Origin of the sequence: Yersinia similis (assembly GCF_001053095.1) — a bacterium.
In the GTDB taxonomy this organism is placed as follows: Bacteria; Pseudomonadota; Gammaproteobacteria; order Enterobacterales; family Enterobacteriaceae; genus Yersinia; species Yersinia similis.
The window spans coordinates 29,376-46,993 of the sequence record NZ_CGBP01000020.1; the positions used below are offsets into that span (position 1 = coordinate 29,376).

Here is a 17,618-nt window from a genome sequence, read left to right on the forward strand (position 1 = left end):
TACGATTGGTTGGGCCTGAAAAAATGGCAGAAATAACCGTAGTGGCTATTCCTGCCGATATTGAGGGATTAGAACGTTTCCCAGTTATCCTGCTGCTTGGTCCGACGGTCTTCTGGCGTATGAAGCCCGTTATAGGCCACTGGCGTCACAACACTGCCTTCATCTGTCGCGCCTTCACCTTCTGATAGCCGGAATACCGCTACTGCCTGAGCCAGTAAGATGGCCTGTTCAGCCAGTGAATCGGCGGCGGCGGCAGATTCTTCCACCAAGGCGGCATTCTGCTGCGTGGTATTGTCCATTTCAGAGATAGCCTGGCTAACTTGGGTGATACCGCGGCTTTGTTCATCCGATGCTGAAGCAATTTCTGCCATAATATCGCGGACATGAGTCACTGAACGGACAATTTCCTCCATGGTTTGACCGGCATCTTTTACCAAAGATGTCCCGGCTTTGACCTGAGAAACTGACACGCCAATCAGCCCCTCAATTTCTTTAGCGGCCTGCGCGCTGCGATGTGCCAGATTTCTGACTTCACTGGCGACTACCGCAAAGCCACGGCCTTGCTCACCCGCCCTGGCCGCTTCAACGGCAGCATTCAACGCCAAAATATTGGTCTGGAAAGCGATGCTGTTAATCACCGAGGTGATTTCAGAAATACGTTTGGAACTGCCAGAGATATCATTCATGGTGCGCACTACATCATTGACCAGCTTACCGCCCTGTTGTGCGGTCTGCGAGGCTTCGGTGGCCAATTGATTGGCGTGATGAGCGTTATCCGTGTTCTGTTTTACTGTGGCGTTTAATTGTTCCATGCTGGCGGCAGTTTCTTCTACGGCGGCGGCTTGTTGCTCGGTACGGGACGATAAATCAGTATTGCCAGCGGCAATCTCACCAGAGGCATGGGATACCTGGCTGACACCAATGCGGATTTCATCAATCATGGCACGCAGGTTTTCATTCATTCGGGCGACGGCATTCATCAACATGCCCAGTTCGTCGGTACGGGATGATGTGGTTGCTGCGGTTAAATCACCGGTGGCAATACGTTCTGCCATATCCAGTGTGGCACGTAGAGGCACGGTAATTTGACGAGTCATGCGCCAGGCGATCAACAGCCCCAAGAACAAGGCCGCAATAGCGGCAATGGCGAGTTGGTACTGGGCATTGTTAATCTCGTTGTGCGTACCTTGCAACTCTTGGGTAAACAGTTGGGTGGCCAACGTATTCAATTCATTCGCACTGGCTTCCATCACTTTACCAACATCCAGTTCTTGCTGATAAGCCGGTAAATAGGCCAGAACGTTGTCTTTATAGAGGGCTAGGTTAGCGGCAACCGGTGCTAATAGTTTCTGCTGCTCGGCAGATAACACGGACATGAAAGCATTTGCTGCACTGTTGGCAATGTTAATTGAAGTCATCAGTGCAGCTTCGGCATCTTTATTACGATCCAGTAATAAACCGCGCGCGTTGTAACGCACTGTCATTAATTTTTGGCTCATTTCTGCTAGCAGTATTTGCGTATTGGTATCGGCCCCTTCATTAAGCAGGCTTTGCTGTAGTGCATTGATATTATTTAGGCTTTCAGAGATATTCCAGCTTTGACGCACTTTATCTTTATTGGCCACCGTATTTACAAAGTTCGTCTGTTGTTGCTGGTACTCCTCAACGACATTGGTAATGTTGGCAATATTTTTTCGGTTATCAACTGACCAGCGGAGATTGGCACTTTGGGTCAGTAAATTTTTTATCTTATTGATGTGCTGTGTGTTTTCTGTGATGTATTTCAGGTCATAGGTACGTTCATAAAGTGCGCGGTTATATTTTGCCTGATTCGCTTCGTCGTTTATTTTGTAGCTCAACTCGACTTTGTAAGCATGTTCTTCGATCACGGAGAAGTGATAAGCGGTGGTGCCCGCAATGACTCCGACCAATAGCAACATCAGGAAAAAGCTTAAGCCCAGTTTTTTTCCGACTTTTAGGTTATCAAAGCTGCCAATAATTTTGCTAAATACCGCCATATTCTTCTCCGTTATACGGTGTTTCTGATATGAATTAATCAGCGTAGGTGAGTTTGGTAAGGTCTAATTATTAGAGAAGTTAAAGGACTGGCGTACGCGGGGCAGCCTTGGCAAGAGTGCTTTTCCCAAACGTCTTTTTTCTACATCCATGCATTGTTATCATGGATGCCAGTAACCTTCTTGTATGATCTATCGGCAGGAATTGATGAAACTTTAACAATAAAAATGCCAGCAAGAGTGTCTTGCTGGCATGTGTTTTCGTACTTGAAGCTTATCTGCAACGCCACATTCTTTGGCTATGCAACGGGCGGTTTAAGGCCCGTTTTATGGATTAAGCGAATTACTTGGCTTGAGTGAAACGCGCTGCGGCTTCGTCCCAGTTAACGACGTTCCAGAATGCTTTGATGTAGTCTGGGCGGCGGTTTTGGAATTTCAGGTAGTAAGCGTGTTCCCACACGTCCAGGCCCACAATCGGGAAACCTGATACGCCAGAAACGGCTTCGCCCATCAGCGGGCTATCTTGGTTAGCGGTTGAAACAACAGCCAGTTTGCCGTCGTCTTTCAGTACCAGCCAAGCCCAGCCAGAACCGAAACGGGTCGCAGCAGCTTGTTCAAATTTTTCTTTGAAGCTGTCTACGCTGCCGAAATCGCGCTCAATAGCGGCTTTCAGGTCACCGGCTAGGGTGGTGCCCAGTTTCAGGCCTTTCCAGAACAGACTGTGGTTAGCGTGGCCGCCTGCGTTGTTACGCATGAAGGTGCGCTTTTCAGCAGGCACTTTATCCAGGTCTTTGATCAGATCTTCAACGCTCAGGCCCGCCAGCTCCGGGAAGCTCTCCAACACCGTATTTGCATTGTTAACATAGGTCTGATGGTGTTTGGTGTGATGGATTTCCATCGTCTGCTTATCGAAGTGTGGTTCTAAGGCATCATAAGCATAAGGCAGTGATGGCAGTGAATAACTCATAATCATCGTCTCCGTAGTGTAGGACGGCGCAAAAAAAGTAAGCACCGCGTAAGCATGGGGATCATTATAGTTAATTAAATGATATTGAAAATGATTATCAAATCCATGTTTATCGTATGGTTACTTGGGGGCGATGAAGAATAAAATGTGGTCAATAATATTTTTATAAAATTAACTGATGATACGGTGTAACCCGCTTCTTTTTGATATTTTACGTTTAAAATAACCAACTTATCAGTGACAGTGTCCTCACGGTACAAAATGAGGTATCCACTATCAGCGAAATTGACAACTAGCTCAAGTCTGAGTGTGGTCGTCGGTCACTGGGAATTTGACATCAGTCTCTCCATTATCTTTATATCTTTGGTGTCACCAATGAGTGGATTGTCGATAAATCGATCTCTGTTATTTCATTCGCTGCGGATGGGTATACACCGTTGCCCGCCCCGGTTTACTGAAACCGACTAGCGTCAAATTGCAGCGCTCGGCGACTTCAACGGCAAGCGTGGTGGCGGCGGAGACGGCAAATAAAATCTCTGCGCCACACATGGCAGTTTTTTGCACCATTTCATAGCTGGCACGGCTGGAAACCAGCACCGCACCTTGTTGCCACGGTTGTTTTGCCCGCATCCCCAGTAGCTTATCCAGTGCAACATGGCGACCTACATCTTCACAACCGCCTAATAACTTACCTTCAGGATTAATCCATGCTGCAGCATGGGTACAGCCGGTGAGTTGACCGACCGGTTGTACCTGTTTTAGCTGGGCAAGGGCGGCATCCAAATGCTCCAGATTAAATGTCTGGGTGAACGGTAGCGGGGTAATCGGGCGGAAGATATCGTCCAGTTGTTCAATGCCACAGACTCCACAACCGGTACGCCCTGCCATGGCGCGGCGGCGCTCTTTCAGGCCAGAAAAACGGCGACTGGATAGCTCAATATTGACCTCTATGCCGTTACAGCCGGGAGTGACCTCAACAGAATAGATTTCCTGCGGACTGCTAATGATGCCTTCTGATAACGAAAAGCCCAGCGCGAAGGCATCCAAATCTTTAGGGGTTGCCATCATCACCACATGGGAGATGCCGTTGTATACCAACGCAACGGGCACCTCTTCTGCCAGCCAATCCTGTTGTGGTACTGCCAATTTATGCCGTTGTAGCACGTCAAGTTGCCGGGCACCGCGGATTTCGGTGCTAGAGGATAATCTCGAAGGTTTGATCTGGCTCACTGTGCTGTCCTGAAAGTTATAACCCATAATCACAATGTGGTAACATTCACATTAAGAATGGTGTGGCTATGTATTATCTAACATAGAAATTCATTCCACACAGAAAAAGCGTGATATCGCATGAGCGATTTTAGCGCCTCCCATTTTATTGAGGGAAGCGTGAACTGGAAATAATGTGACAATGAAGGAGATACCCATGCAGGTCAGCAGAAGGCAGTTCTTTAAGATCTGCGCTGGCGGTATGGCAGGAACAACGGTCGCGGCACTCGGCTTCATGCCGTCAGTGGCGTTGGCGGAAACGCGCAATTATAAATTGCTGCGTGCTCGCGAGACACGAAACACCTGCACATATTGCTCTGTCGGTTGTGGGCTTTTGATGTATAGCCTTGGCGACGGCGCGAAAAATGCCAAAGAAAGTATTTTTCACATCGAAGGGGATCCGGATCATCCGGTTAACCGTGGTGCACTATGCCCGAAAGGGGCTGGGTTGGTCGATTTTATCCACAGCGAAAGCCGCCTGAAATACCCAGAATATCGGGCACCTGGCTCAGACAAGTGGCAGAGAATCACTTGGGATGATGCGTTTACTCGCATTGCCAAATTAATGAAAGAAGACCGGGACGCTAACTTCATTAAGACCAACGATGCCGGTGTTACCGTCAACCGTTGGTTAAGCACCGGTATGCTGTGTGCTTCGGCATCGAGCAATGAAACGGGTTATTTGACCCAAAAATTTAGTCGCGCTCTCGGCATGCTTGCCGTAGATAACCAAGCACGTGTCTGACACGGACCAACGGTAGCAAGTCTTGCTCCAACATTTGGTCGCGGTGCGATGACCAACCACTGGGTTGATATTAAGAACGCGGATTTAATTATCGTCATGGGCGGTAATGCGGCAGAAGCGCATCCGGTGGGGTTCCGCTGGGCGATGGAAGCCAAGATCCACAACAATGCCAAGCTTCTTGTGATAGATCCGCGCTTTACCCGTACGGCATCGGTGGCTGATTTCTATACGCCAATCCGCTCTGGTACTGATATTGCGTTTCTGTCCGGCGTATTGTTATACCTGATTTCCAACAATAAAATTAACCGCGAATATGTCGAAGCCTATACCAACGCCAGCTTGCTGGTGCGGGAAGACTATGCTTTCGATGATGGCCTGTTCAGTGGCTATGACGCCGAAAACCGCAAATACGATAAAACCAGCTGGAACTATCAGTTGGATGAAAACGGTTTTGCTAAACGGGATGTCACGCTGCAACACCCGCGTTGTGTGTGGAACCTGCTGAAAGAGCACGTTAGCCGCTATACGCCGGAAGTGGTCTCCAATATTTGCGGTACGCCAAAAGACGATTTCTTACAGGTTTGCGAATATCTCGCCGAAACCAGTGTGTCCAATAAAACGGCGACGTTCCTGTATGCCTTGGGTTGGACGCAGCACTCTGTGGGTGCGCAGAATATCCGGACTATGGCGATGATACAGTTGCTGTTGGGCAACATGGGGATGGCGGGCGGTGGTGTTAACGCTTTGCGCGGCCACTCCAATATCCAAGGGCTGACTGACCTTGGCCTATTGTCGCAAAGCCTGCCGGGCTACCTAAACCTGCCGTCAGAAAAACAGCCGGATATTGATACCTACCTAAAAGCCAATACGCCGAGAGCCCTGTTACCAGGCCAGGTTAACTACTGGAGTAATTACCCAAAATTCTTCGTCAGTATGATGAAAAGTTTCTACGGTGATAACGCCCAAAAGGAAAATGGCTGGGGCTACGACTGGTTGCCGAAGTGGGATAAAGGCTACGACGTATTACAGTATTTCGAAATGATGTCGCAGGGCAAGGTCAACGGCTATCTGTGCCAAGGCTTTAACCCGATTGCCTCGTTCCCGGATAAAAACAAAGTGACAGCAGCGCTGTCGAAGCTGAAATTCTTGGTGACCATTGATCCGCTCAATACTGAAACCGCGAATTTCTGGCAAAACCACGGTGAATTTAACGATGTCGATCCATCGAAAATTCAAACTGAGGTGTTCCGCTTGCCATCCAGTTGTTTTGCTGAAGAGAACGGCTCGATCGTTAACTCCAGCCGCTGGCTGCAATGGCACTGGAAAGGCGCTGATTCACCGGGAGAAGCACTGAACGATGGTGCGATTCTGGCGGGCATCTTTATGCGTATGCGTGAGATGTACCAGCGGGAAGGTGGCGCGGTGCCTGAACAGGTACTCAATATGACTTGGGACTACCTGACACCAGAAAATCCAGAGCCGGAAGAAGTGGCAATGGAAAGTAATGGGCGAGCGCTGGCGGATCTCACTGATGCCGACGGCAAAGTGCTGGTCAAAAAAGGCGAACAGCTCAGTACCTTCGCTCAACTGCGTGATGACGGTACCACTTCTAGTGGTTGCTGGATCTTTGCGGGTAGCTGGACACCAGCCGGTAACCAAATGGCGCGGCGTGATAATGCTGATCCATCCGGTCTCGGTAATACGTTGGGCTGGGCATGGGCATGGCCGCTTAACCGCCGCATTCTTTACAACCGTGCGTCTGCTGACCCGCAGGGTAAACCGTGGGATCCGAAACGCCAGTTGCTGGAGTGGGATGGTGCTAAGTGGGCTGGCATTGATGTTGCTGACTACAGTGCTGCTGCACCGGGCAGTGATGTTGGGCCGTTTATCATGCAGCCTGAAGGGATGGGCCGCTTGTTTGCAACTGATAAGATGGCAGAAGGGCCGTTCCCTGAGCATTATGAGCCATTTGAAACGCCGCTAGGGACTAACCCATTGCATCCGAATGTGATATCTAACCCAGCCGCTCGTGTATTTAAAGACGATCTGGCCGCGATGGGGTCGCACGAGCAATTCCCTTATGTCGGCACCACTTATCGTCTGACCGAACATTTCCACTACTGGACCAAACATGCGTTGCTCAATGCCATTGCTCAACCGGAACAGTTTGTGGAAATTGGCGAAAAACTGGCTGCGAAGAAAGGGATTAAGCAAGGCGACACCGTGAAAGTCAGCTCTAACCGTGGCTTTATCAAAGCCAAGGCGGTGGTGACTAAACGTATTCGTACGCTGAATGTGCATGGGCAAGAAGTTGACACCATTGGTATCCCGATCCACTGGGGATACGAAGGAGTGGCGAAAAAAGGCTTCCTGGCCAATACCCTGACGCCGTATGTCGGTGATGCCAACACGCAAACGCCAGAGTTCAAGGCGTTTCTGGTCAACGTGGAAAAGGTATAACGGAGAGAATCTATGTCACTGCAAACTCAAGACATTATCCGGCGCTCCGGTACTAATTCCCTTACGCCGCCACCTCAGGTTCGTGATCATCAGGAATCGGTGGCTAAACTTATCGATGTCACCACCTGTATCGGTTGTAAAGCCTGTCAGGTGGCGTGTTCGGAGTGGAACGATATCCGTGATGAAGTGGGCCATAACGTCGGGGTTTATGACAACCCCGCCGATTTAACCGCTAAATCGTGGACAGTGATGCGCTTCTCTGAAGTTGAAGATGAAGAGAGCGGCAAGCTGGAGTGGTTGATCCGCAAGGATGGCTGTATGCATTGCGCCGATCCGGGCTGCCTGAAGGCATGTCCATCGGAAGGGGCGATCATCCAGTACGCCAACGGTATCGTTGATTTCCAATCAGAACATTGTATTGGTTGTGGTTACTGTATAGCAGGTTGTCCGTTCGATGTCCCTCGCATGAATAAAGATGACAATCGGGTGTATAAATGCACCTTATGCGTCGATCGTGTCGGTGTTGGTCAGGAACCTGCTTGTGTGAAAACCTGCCCGACTGGGGCTATTCACTTTGGTACCAAAGAGTCGATGAAAGAAGTGGCTGCCGGCCGGGTTGCAGAGCTAAAAACCCGTGGGTTTGATAACGCAGGGTTATATGACCCTGCGGGCGTCGGCGGTACCCATGTGATGTATGTACTGCATCATGCGGATAAACCCCAGCTGTATCATGGACTGCCAGATAATCCGACCATCAGCCCGACGGTAACTTTCTGGAAAGGCATCTGGAAACCGTTGGCTGCGGTAGGTTTCGCGGCGACCTTTGCTGCCAGTATCTTCCATTACGTTGGCGTAGGCCCGAACCGGGTGGAGGAAGAGGAAGAAGACGATGATACAACAGCTCCTACACCTTCCGAGACGGTAGCAAAGGCACCAGAGCAGACAACCTCTGAGCGCCCAGACGAAGGGGAAACGCGGAAATGAAAAAAGAAAAACCAATCCAGCGCTACAGTGCGCCGGAGCGCATTAACCACTGGATAGTCGCCTTCTTCTTTATATTGGCGGCTATCAGTGGATTAGGGTTCTTCTTCCCCTCATTTAACTGGCTGATGAATATTTTTGGTACACCACAGATGGCGCGCATTCTTCACCCCTTTGCCGGGGTGGTGATGTTCGCAGCCTTTTTGATCATGTTTTTCCGCTACTGGAAACATAACCTGATCAATAAAGACGACTTGGAGTGGGCCAAGAATATCCATAAAATCGCCATGAATGAGGAAGTGGGTGACACAGGACGCTATAATTTTGGCCAAAAATGCGTATTCTGGGCAGCTATTATCAGTCTGGTGCTACTGCTAGTCAGTGGCGTGGTGATTTGGCGGCCTTACTTTGCGCCATCCTTCCCTATCCCGCTGATCCGTCTGGCACTACTGGTGCATTCGCTGGCGGCGGTTGGGTTGATTATCGTGATTATGGTGCATGTGTATGCGGCCCTGTGGGTGAAGGGGACCATTACTGCGATGGTGGAGGGCTGGGTACCTGCGGCATGGGCTAAAAAGCACCATCCGCGTTGGTATCGTGAAGTCCGTAGTAAAGATGATGCTCGCGCCAAAAGTCAGCTGCAAGAGAAACAGGAAGAGAAACCCTGATGAGTATTCGTATTGTCCCTAAAGACCAATTAGGTAAACAACGCGAAAAAGGTACAACGGCGGGGAATATCCCGCCGTTACTTTTCGCGAATTTAAAAAGCTTGTATACCCGGCGCACTGAACGTTTGCAGCAGCTGGCGCTGGACAATCCGCTGGCTGATTATCTGGATTTTGCGGCTAAAATTACTGAAGCCCAGCAAAAAGCGCTGCATGACAATCCGTTGGTATTGGATATGCAAGCCGAGTTGGTGCAATCAGCGGCCAGTGGCAAGCCACCCTTGGATGTGAGCGTTTTTCCGCGTACCGAACATTGGCGCAAGCTGCTATCTGCGCTGATTGCCGAGTTGCGTCACGATGCCCCCGACCACATTTTGGCGGTGTTGGATAATCTCGATAAAGCATCGGTTCATGAGCTGGAGTTGTACGCTGATGCCTTGCTAAACCGAGATTTTTCTCAAGTCGGTAGTGAGAAAGCCCCGTTTATATGGGCCGCTTTATCGCTCTATTGGGCGCAGATGGCCAGCCAGATCCCCGGCAAAGCGCGGGCTGAATATGGTGAACACCGTCAATTTTGCCCAGTGTGTGGCAGCATTCCGGTTTCCAGTGTTGTACATATCGGCACCCATAACGGCTTGCGTTATTTGCACTGTAATTTGTGTGAAAGCGAATGGCATGTGGTGCGGATTAAATGCAGTAACTGTGAGCAAACCCGTGATCTTAACTATTGGTCGTTGGACAGCGAATTGGCCGCAGTAAAAGCAGAAAGTTGCGGTGATTGTGGTACTTACCTAAAAATTCTTTATCAGGAAAAAGATCCGCAGGTGGAAGCGGTCGCTGATGATTTGGCCTCATTGATCCTTGATGCCAAGATGGAAGGTGAAGGATTCGCCCGCAGCAGTATTAATCCATTTTTGTTCCCAGGTGAGTAATACGTAACCTTGCTACAATTTACCCTAAATAAGTCGAGTTGCAGGAAGGCGGCAATAGCGTGAATCCCCAAGAGCTTATTGATGTTAGGTCAATGGCAAATCAGTGACCGGGGGGAGCGAGGGCAGTCAACGTACATGTAACTCGACGTATGGCGGGTATATCGTTTAATTAATCTGTTTGAGTGACTATGAGCGCAGAACCACACCCATTATATCGCCAGTTACCGGCCATTGATCGCTTACTGAATGAGCCTGAAATGGCCCCCTTATTGGCGGAGTATGGCCCTGTTCTTTTGGCCGACACCCTGCGTCAATTACAGGTGGAAGCTCGTGAATATATCGGTCAATTTCATACTCTGGCTGATTGGTGTGCGGACTGGCCTGCCGCTTTACGTCAACGATTGAATCAACGGCAACCCGCGTTAAAACCTGTGTTTAATCTTACCGGCACGGTGCTGCACACCAATTTGGGGCGTGCGCCGCTGGCAGAATCTGCTATTGCGGCGGTGACCGATGCCATGCGAAGCGCGGTCACCTTGGAATACTCCTTAGAGGGCGCGGGCCGTGGGCACCGTGATCGGGCTGTTGCCGATTTACTCTGTACCCTGACCGGTGCGGAAGATGCCTGTATCGTCAATAACAATGCGGCGGCGGTCTTCCTGTTGTTAACGGTCATGGCGGCGGGGAAGCAAGTCGTGGTCTCCCGTGGTGAACTGGTCGAGATTGGCGGTGCGTTTCGCATTCCTGATGTCATGCGTCAGGCAGGATGTGAACTGGTCGAAGTGGGTACCACGAACCGAACACATCTGAAGGATTACCGGCAGGCCATCAATGAAAATACGGGCCTGCTGATGAAGGTTCATACCAGCAATTACAGTATTGAGGGTTTCACGGCCGCGGTATCCGAACAGCAACTGGCGGTATTGGGGCAAGAGTATTCCATCCCGACCGTCACCGATTTAGGCAGTGGTTCGCTGGTGGATATGACCCGTTACGGTTTGCCGGCAGAGCCAATGCCACAACAGTTGATTGCGGCAGGCGTAGATTTAGTGACCTTCTCCGGCGATAAACTGCTAGGCGGGCCGCAAGCGGGGATCATTCTCGGTAAAAAACAGTGGATTGAGCGGTTACAGCAGCATCCGCTGAAGCGAGCATTGCGGGCTGATAAAATGACACTGGCGGCTTTGGACGCCACCTTGCGCCTCTATCAGCAGCCAGATCGGTTGGTTGAACAACTGCCATCCCTGCGGCTACTGACCCGCCCCGTATCAGAGATCGCCGCGTGCGCACAACGCCTGCTGGCCCCACTGAGGGTCTGTTATGGCACAGATTTCACTTTGAATGTTGAATCATGCTGGTCACAAATTGGCAGTGGTTCGCTGCCTGTTGATCGCTTGCCCAGTTGGGCGCTGACTTTTACGCCTAAAGATGGGCGTGGTAGTACATTGGAAGCCTTAACGGCGCGTTGGCGCACATTGACGAAGCCAGCCATTGGCCGTGTGGCTGATGGGCGTTTGTGGCTGGATTTACGCTGCCTAGAGGATGAGGCGGCGTTGCTCAGGGAATTGGCATCATGATTATTGTCACCGCAGGCCATGTCGATCATGGCAAAACCACACTGTTACAGGCCATTACCGGCGTCAATGCGGATCGGTTGCCGGAAGAGAAGCAGCGGGGGATGACCATCGATCTGGGCTATGCCTACTGGCCACTTCCTGATGGCCGTATCATGGGTTTTATTGACGTGCCCGGTCATGAGAAGTTTTTGGCTAACATGTTGGCGGGGGTGGGCGGTATTGATCACGCTCTGTTGGTGGTGGCCTGTGATGATGGCGTGATGGCGCAGACCCGTGAACATCTGGCGATTTTGCGGCTGAGTGGCCGGCCAGCGCTAACGGTGGCATTGACCAAAGCGGATCGGGTTGATGATGAGCGCATTGCACAGGTTCGTCAGCAGATTTTGCAGGAGTTGGTTGCACAGGGCTGGCTGGTGGAGCAGGTTACCCTACTTGTCACGGCGGCAGTAACTGATCGGGGTATCGGTGAGTTACGTGAGCATCTGGCGCAATGTCATCAGAAAAGTGCTCAGAATGGCCGATTACAGCGGCGTTTTCGTCTGGCTATTGACCGGATTTTCAGCGTGAAAGGGGCCGGTTTGGTGGTGACGGGGACGGCATTGGCGGGCGAGGTGGCGGTCGGGGATACCCTGTGGCTGGCTGGCGGTGATTGCCCCGTGCGGGTGCGAGGTATTCATGCCCAGAACCAACCGGCACAGCAGGCGCAAGCCGGCCAGCGCATTGCCCTGAATATCAGTGGTGATATCAGTAAGCAGCAAATTAACCGCGGTGATTGGTTATTGGCGCAGCCGCCGCTGCCGCCGGTGGATCGGGTGTTGGTAACCGTTGATGCAGATACGCCGTTACAACACTGGCAGCCCTTACATCTGTATCATGGGGCCCGCCATATTACGGGCCGTTTTTCACTACTAGGTCACCAACAGTTAATTGACGACCAACAACAATTAATTGACGACCAACAACCGTTAATCGGCCATCAACAAATCATAAATAATCAATCCACATCAGGCGGTCAATCCTCTCAGATTTTGGCAGAGTTGCTGCTGGACAGCCCACTGTGGCTGGTGGAAAACGACCGGGTGATCTTGCGTGATATCGGTGCGAAGAAAACCTTGGGTGGCGCACGGGTGATTCATCTGGCGGTGCCACCACGTGGTAAACGGCAACCGGCGTATTTGGCTTGGTTAACTGCACTGGCCCAGGCGACGAGTGATCGGGAGGTGTTGGATTTACATTTGGCGCAAGGGCCGGTCTCCGTGCGCACGTTTAGTTGGGCGCGCCAGCTTACTGACAATGAGATGGCGGCATTACTGGCGGCGACCGATACTGTCGTTGCCGGGGACATTGCGCTATCACATCCTCACGCACAGCAAGCGCAACAAACCCTCTTGCATGTATTAACCCTCTATCACCAACAGCATGGCGATCAGTTGGGGTTAGGGCGGGCGCGTTTGCGACGTATGGCTTTACCGACTCTCGATGAGGGGGTGGTATTCCGTCTAATTGATAACTTGCTGGTGGAGGGAGCATTACACAACACCCGTGGCTGGTTACATCTGCCAGAACATGGTTTAGCGTTTACTGAGCAAGAGCAGATAGGGTGGCAACAAGCGGTGCCTTACTTTGTTGATGACCCTTGGTGGGTACGTGATTTAGCGGCCGAGTTGCAGGCTGAAGAGGGCGAAATGCGCAGCCTATTACGTAAAGCGGCGCAACTGGGTTATATCACCGCGGTTGTGACGGATCGTTATTATCTGAGCCAACGTATTGAGCAACTTGCTGATTTGGTCCGTGAGTTAGATAGCCGCCAGGGGAGTGTCAGTGCCGCAGATTTCCGTGATCGACTCGGTATTGGCCGTAAACTGGCGATCCAAATTCTTGAATTTTTTGATCGCAGTGGTTTCACTCGCCGCCGGGGTAATGGCCATATATTGCGAGATAGCGGCCTGTTTTCTGCGATAGGTTCTTGAGGAGAGCTATATTGTTGCCAGATCAGCGTTTTGTATAAATTGAGCCCTACTTTGGCAGCAAAAGTATAAATATTTGAAGGATTGATTATCGCATTTTTATCCACTCGCCAGAAAACGGCATCTCCGGCGTCCGCCAGACGGGGAGAAAACGGGTATCCCAACAGCCAGAATAGACCGAATATCAAATCGCTGGCACCTGCTGTATCAGTCATAATTTCCTGTGGATTCAACCCCGTTTGCTGTTCGAGTAAACCCTCCAGAACAAAAATTGAGTCCCTCAAGGTGCCCGGTACAACAATGCCGTGAAAACCAGAAAACTGATCGGAAATAAAGTTGTACCAAGTAATTCCCCGGTTGGAGCCAAAGTATTTTCGATTGGGTCCGGCGTTAATCGTTTTTACTGGCGTAACAAAACGCATACCGTCAGCAGAAGCAACTTCTCCACCACCCCATTGCTGTGCCAGGCTCAAGGTAGCCTGATAATCAACCAGGGGTCATGCGGTTCCGGCGTACAACCCCAGTACAAAAAATCACCTTAACGTACCATATTTTCCGTTTCCCAAACGGAGCCCAAGTATAAACAGAATGTGGGTTGTCTTCGGGTAAAGCCGAAAGTGTGATAAAACGAATATATTGACATTTTGGCGCTCCGGGTAATAAAGAAAAAGTAGAACAGGGTGTATCAGGATAAATATTGATTAGACGTCAGTCTATTATCACGATAGAATATTACAATGCAGTAATAAGGAGATAACGCAGTGACAGAATTAGAAATGGAAAAAAAATTGCTAAATAACGGCTTTACTGCCAAGAATATTGCACATATGAGGAAAATAGTTTCGCGTGATGACAAGAAAAAAGAGACCTATTCCAGTTTACTCATAGAGTTAAAGAAGCGTTTTTTCGCGGGATGTTTGATTTGTGCTATTTTATTTACCCCTCTTATTTTTATGATGTTCAATGATTATACATCGGATGAAATATTCAGTTATCTTGTCGCCCTGATTTTTGGCTTGTATATGACTTATTATATAACGCCACTGAACCTAGCATGGAAGTCATATAGATATCTTTCCAATAAGGAGGAATGATCCTCCTTGCTGTCTATTTTCTTTCATACTCTGAATTATCATCCAGATAGGTGCTACCGATAACTCTTATTTTATTTGTAGCCTTAACACCTTGTATGGTAAGTGCTAGCTTACTCATGCTGTTTATTTTTCGGTAGTAATCGGATGGAATATATTTATACAATCTCCACGCATCGGGTTTTAATGACAATTTAATGACACCATAGAATGACGTAGTTAAATCTGCCGCATAATAGGCCAACATACCGGTTTTTCTTTCAAATCCAAAGAATTCAGCCGTTCCCATATAAGCATCCTGCATAAAACCGGTAGCATTTTTATTGCCTCTTAACCGCTGAACCCCTTCTGATAGACTACTTGCACCATTTAATATCAAATGAGCACCAACGATGATACCGACAATATTTCCTGAAGCTATTGAGCCAAGGAGAATTCCACCTCCGGCGACCATCTGTAAACCGCCAACAATTACAGCTATTCCATCAATAACATAGCCGATAACTTTATCATGCTCTTCAATTTTAGCGGATATGTATACCTTCGCCTGTTTTAATGAAAGCATACTGTCTTGCTTGGAAAGGTGATAGCATTCCATTTTCAAGTTGTCTATCCCTTCCTTGCAATCGTTGTCTGTTCTGGCGTTCCGTATAAAGGTAAGATTTTTTTGTGTAAACTCTTTGATATCATTCTCAAATTTCACTCTCAAGAAAACATCTTTTATATTATTAAACGAAACTCTTCTTGAGAGATTGATTAAGTTATCAGCCTCTATTTTTGCCATTGCATAAAAATATTTATTATTTCTTTCCTGCAAGCTCAAACCAATATCCATTTGCTCACTCCTTTTTTTATGGGGCAATCTAACAAGGTATTATATCTATAGATAGAGCCTATTCCTCTATACATTATATAAAATTACGATTATTGCCCTATTAAAATGGAGTATTTTCAGATGTTTCTTGATACATTTAGCTTTTTGCGGGTAAAGCCAAGACAAATGGGTAATGGCAGAGTAGGGAGGCGGGCCAACCAGCCAGTACTGGTAAATCAGCCATTTTGTCACCTTGCAGGGCAAGCCCGCGACCGTAACAGTCTGTTCGATAACCGCCCAGCGTTATTTCTGACTGGAAATTTTAACGAATATATAGACGCTTAGCGTAGGTTTTCACCCCATTGGACCTCAAACCCCTTTATCTGGGGGAAATACGTATCGGTGTGTTTTTAATACCGTCTTGAGAAATATAACGTGGGTAAGGTTATCCCGCTGGAGAAGCTATCTGATGCTCCTCCAGCATGGAATAAACTTACTCGGCAGCAACCGCCTCGGGTTGGCGGCGGATGAACACCATCACCAAGCCTAGCCACAGTAAACCGCTCATCAGGTTAAACAGATTAAACCCTCTACTGTCGCCCCACAGGTAAGCCACTTTGGCCAACTCGATACCTAAGGTGAAGATCATCATGCTGATCATCCCCATGGCCGCAGAGACGGTTCCTTTACTGATATCACTGGCGAATAGTGTCAACCGCACCAGACCGGCGTTCGCCAGACCGATACCAAAAGCATACAGGCTCAACCCGGCGGTCATCCACAGATAGGCATGGGATGAATAGAGTGTTGAGCCGGCAGCGATCATCAGGCCAACAATCATCGGGCCTGCGCCGTAGCGGATGAGTTGAGGAATACTGGTTTTACCACTCAATCGCGCCAGTGTCAGGTTACCTATAATCAGTGCGCCGAAAATCGGTACCTGCAAAATGCCATATTCAAAAGTAGAGAGCTGCTCTCCGCTGATCAAAATCACCGGTGACTGGGCAATCCATGCCAGCAAAGGTAGGCTGGCAAAGCCTAATGCTAAAGAACCACATAGGAAACGGCGGTTAGCAAGTACCTGCTTATAATCGCGCCACATGTTGGCAACTGACAGTTTTTCCCCTTTCAGCGAGGCTGTTTCTGGCATTGCGCGCCACAGGCCAGCAAATGAAATTGCCCCCAGCACCGCAAACAATACGAACATGGTTTGCCAAGGAGCCACATGGATCAGGGCAGCACCGGCCAATGGGCCAAGCAACGGAGCAATCAATGCCACATTGGCCATTAACGCGGTGATTTTAATACAGACTGCTTCTTCAAAAGATTCCTGGATAGTGGCATAACCGACGGCACCGATAAAGCACAAGCCAATGCCTTGCAAGAAGCGCATTGCGATGAACTGTTCAATGCTATTAACCAGTAAAATGGCAAGGCAGGTCACGACAAAGAAGGCGACCCCAGCTAGCATCACTGGACGACGCCCACGGCGGTCAGACAACGGCCCAAGCAACCATTGCAGGAACATCCCCCCCGCCAGATAAGCGGTCATAGAGGTTGGAACCCATTCGACGCTAGCATTAAACTCGGCGACCACTGCCAGCATGCCTGGCTGGATCATATCGTTGGCGATATACGCTGTAAATTCGAACAATACTAAGCAGAGAGGGAATAAAAGCGCCCGTCGACCTAAACGTGTCGTGGGTGAAAATGAAGTTTGCATAAATTAAGCTAATTAATAATAAGTATGTAAAAGGGAACTGCTTGGGCAGGGCCTACAGTCAGATCGTGTCAGAGCGGTTATTTTGCCGTCAATAGCGGGTTATAGCAATAATTACCCTTAGTTTAGTGATTTGTGGCTGTTGATGTCCAAAGCACATTTGAGCTGCCGAGTGATGCCAGACTGCCTACTCTCCGTTATCTGAGACAGACCTGATTAGACTTTTAATCCGTTTTTGATTTTGAATGGGTTGTTGATGTCCAAAGCACATTTGAGCAGCCGAGTGATGCCAGACTGTCTACTCCCTGTTATCTGAGACAGACCTGATTAGACTTTGAATCCGTTTTTGGTTTTGAATGGGTTGTTGACGTTCAAAGCACATTTGAGCAGCCGAGTGAAGAATGAAGGTAGGACG

At 49.3% G+C, this 17,618-nt stretch carries 13 protein-coding genes and 1 pseudogene; 8 read left to right on the top strand and 6 right to left on the bottom strand.

Annotated elements, in window-relative coordinates; genetic code table 11:
* Positions 1-68: 68 nt before the first annotated feature.
* The 3 genes from AC971_RS14620 to fdhD form a co-directional block, all read right to left on the bottom strand.
* Positions 69-2,018, bottom strand: a complete 1,950-nt coding sequence (locus AC971_RS14620) for a methyl-accepting chemotaxis protein (RefSeq protein WP_025381925.1) — start codon at positions 2,016-2,018, stop codon at positions 69-71.
* A 340-nt stretch (positions 2,019-2,358) separates the two neighbouring features.
* Positions 2,359-2,982: a superoxide dismutase [Mn] gene (gene sodA / locus AC971_RS14625; RefSeq protein ID WP_025381924.1), complete on the bottom strand. Its 624-nt coding sequence runs from the start codon at positions 2,980-2,982 to the stop codon at positions 2,359-2,361.
* A gap of 405 nt (positions 2,983-3,387) precedes the next feature.
* A complete protein-coding gene (gene fdhD / locus AC971_RS14630) occupies positions 3,388-4,212 on the bottom strand; it encodes a formate dehydrogenase accessory sulfurtransferase FdhD (RefSeq protein WP_025381923.1) in 825 nt (274 codons plus the stop codon).
* A gap of 196 nt (positions 4,213-4,408) precedes the next feature.
* On the opposite strand from fdhD, the gene fdnG reads away from it, so the two are divergent.
* From fdnG to selB, 6 genes are all read left to right on the top strand, one after another.
* On the top strand, positions 4,409-7,456 hold the full coding sequence (gene fdnG, locus AC971_RS14640; RefSeq protein ID WP_144236060.1) for a formate dehydrogenase-N subunit alpha: 3,048 nt from the start codon (positions 4,409-4,411) through the stop codon (positions 7,454-7,456).
* A gap of 12 nt (positions 7,457-7,468) precedes the next feature.
* Positions 7,469-8,440 carry a formate dehydrogenase subunit beta gene (gene fdxH, locus AC971_RS14645; protein WP_025381920.1) on the top strand — a complete coding sequence of 324 codons (972 nt, stop codon included), beginning with the start codon at positions 7,469-7,471 and terminating at the stop codon, positions 8,438-8,440.
* Entirely contained in the window at positions 8,437-9,105 is a 669-nt protein-coding gene (gene fdoI, locus AC971_RS14650) for a formate dehydrogenase cytochrome b556 subunit (RefSeq protein WP_025381919.1), read from the top strand. The genes fdxH and fdoI overlap by 4 nt, the downstream gene beginning before the upstream one ends.
* Positions 9,105-10,034 (top strand): formate dehydrogenase accessory protein FdhE, encoded by a 930-nt coding sequence (gene fdhE / locus AC971_RS14655; protein WP_025381918.1) that lies wholly within the window; start codon positions 9,105-9,107, stop codon positions 10,032-10,034. Before fdoI ends, fdhE begins: the two co-directional genes overlap by 1 nt.
* Positions 10,035-10,222: 188 nt before the next feature.
* On the top strand, positions 10,223-11,611 hold the full coding sequence (gene selA, locus AC971_RS14660; RefSeq protein WP_025381917.1) for an L-seryl-tRNA(Sec) selenium transferase: 1,389 nt from the start codon (positions 10,223-10,225) through the stop codon (positions 11,609-11,611).
* Positions 11,608-13,581, top strand: a complete 1,974-nt coding sequence (selB, locus tag AC971_RS14665; RefSeq protein WP_048677736.1) for a selenocysteine-specific translation elongation factor — start codon at positions 11,608-11,610, stop codon at positions 13,579-13,581. Before selA ends, selB begins: the two co-directional genes overlap by 4 nt.
* 89 nt (positions 13,582-13,670) lie before the next feature.
* On the opposite strand, the pseudogene AC971_RS22150 reads toward selB, so the two are convergent.
* Positions 13,671-14,072, bottom strand: a pseudogene (locus AC971_RS22150) (Tn3 family transposase); the annotation flags it as partial.
* A gap of 267 nt (positions 14,073-14,339) precedes the next feature.
* Between AC971_RS22150 and AC971_RS14670 the strand changes: the two are divergent.
* On the top strand, positions 14,340-14,672 hold the full coding sequence (locus tag AC971_RS14670; protein WP_025381915.1) for a hypothetical protein: 333 nt from the start codon (positions 14,340-14,342) through the stop codon (positions 14,670-14,672).
* A 13-nt stretch (positions 14,673-14,685) separates the two neighbouring features.
* Here AC971_RS14670 and AC971_RS14675 read toward each other — a convergent pair whose 3' ends face one another.
* On the bottom strand, positions 14,686-15,267 hold the full coding sequence (locus tag AC971_RS14675; protein WP_025381914.1) for a DUF4225 domain-containing protein: 582 nt from the start codon (positions 15,265-15,267) through the stop codon (positions 14,686-14,688).
* Between the two features lie 357 nt (positions 15,268-15,624).
* Here AC971_RS14675 and AC971_RS14680 point away from each other — a divergent pair, with 357 nt between their 5' ends.
* Positions 15,625-15,828, top strand: a complete 204-nt coding sequence (locus tag AC971_RS14680) for a hypothetical protein (RefSeq protein ID WP_025381913.1) — start codon at positions 15,625-15,627, stop codon at positions 15,826-15,828.
* A 148-nt stretch (positions 15,829-15,976) separates the two neighbouring features.
* Here AC971_RS14680 and AC971_RS14685 read toward each other — a convergent pair whose 3' ends face one another.
* Entirely contained in the window at positions 15,977-17,206 is a 1,230-nt protein-coding gene (locus tag AC971_RS14685; RefSeq protein ID WP_025381912.1) for an MFS transporter, read from the bottom strand.
* Positions 17,207-17,618 lie beyond the last annotated feature (412 nt).

What these genes read in the sequence shown, in the direction of transcription:
- AC971_RS14685 (WP_025381912.1), bottom strand. Translation starts at nt 17,206, where the DNA reads ATGCAAACTTCATTTTCACCCACGACACGTTTAGGTCGACGGGCGCTT.
- fdoI (WP_025381919.1), top strand. Translation starts at nt 8,437, where the DNA reads ATGAAAAAAGAAAAACCAATCCAGCGCTACAGTGCGCCGGAGCGCATT.
- selA (WP_025381917.1), top strand. Translation starts at nt 10,223, where the DNA reads ATGAGCGCAGAACCACACCCATTATATCGCCAGTTACCGGCCATTGAT.
- fdhE (WP_025381918.1), top strand. Translation starts at nt 9,105, where the DNA reads ATGAGTATTCGTATTGTCCCTAAAGACCAATTAGGTAAACAACGCGAA.
- AC971_RS14680 (WP_025381913.1), top strand. Translation starts at nt 15,625, where the DNA reads ATGTTTCTTGATACATTTAGCTTTTTGCGGGTAAAGCCAAGACAAATG.
- AC971_RS14620 (WP_025381925.1), bottom strand. Translation starts at nt 2,018, where the DNA reads ATGGCGGTATTTAGCAAAATTATTGGCAGCTTTGATAACCTAAAAGTC.
- selB (WP_048677736.1), top strand. Translation starts at nt 11,608, where the DNA reads ATGATTATTGTCACCGCAGGCCATGTCGATCATGGCAAAACCACACTG.
- sodA (WP_025381924.1), bottom strand. Translation starts at nt 2,982, where the DNA reads ATGAGTTATTCACTGCCATCACTGCCTTATGCTTATGATGCCTTAGAA.
- AC971_RS14675 (WP_025381914.1), bottom strand. Translation starts at nt 15,267, where the DNA reads ATGGAATGCTATCACCTTTCCAAGCAAGACAGTATGCTTTCATTAAAA.
- fdxH (WP_025381920.1), top strand. Translation starts at nt 7,469, where the DNA reads ATGTCACTGCAAACTCAAGACATTATCCGGCGCTCCGGTACTAATTCC.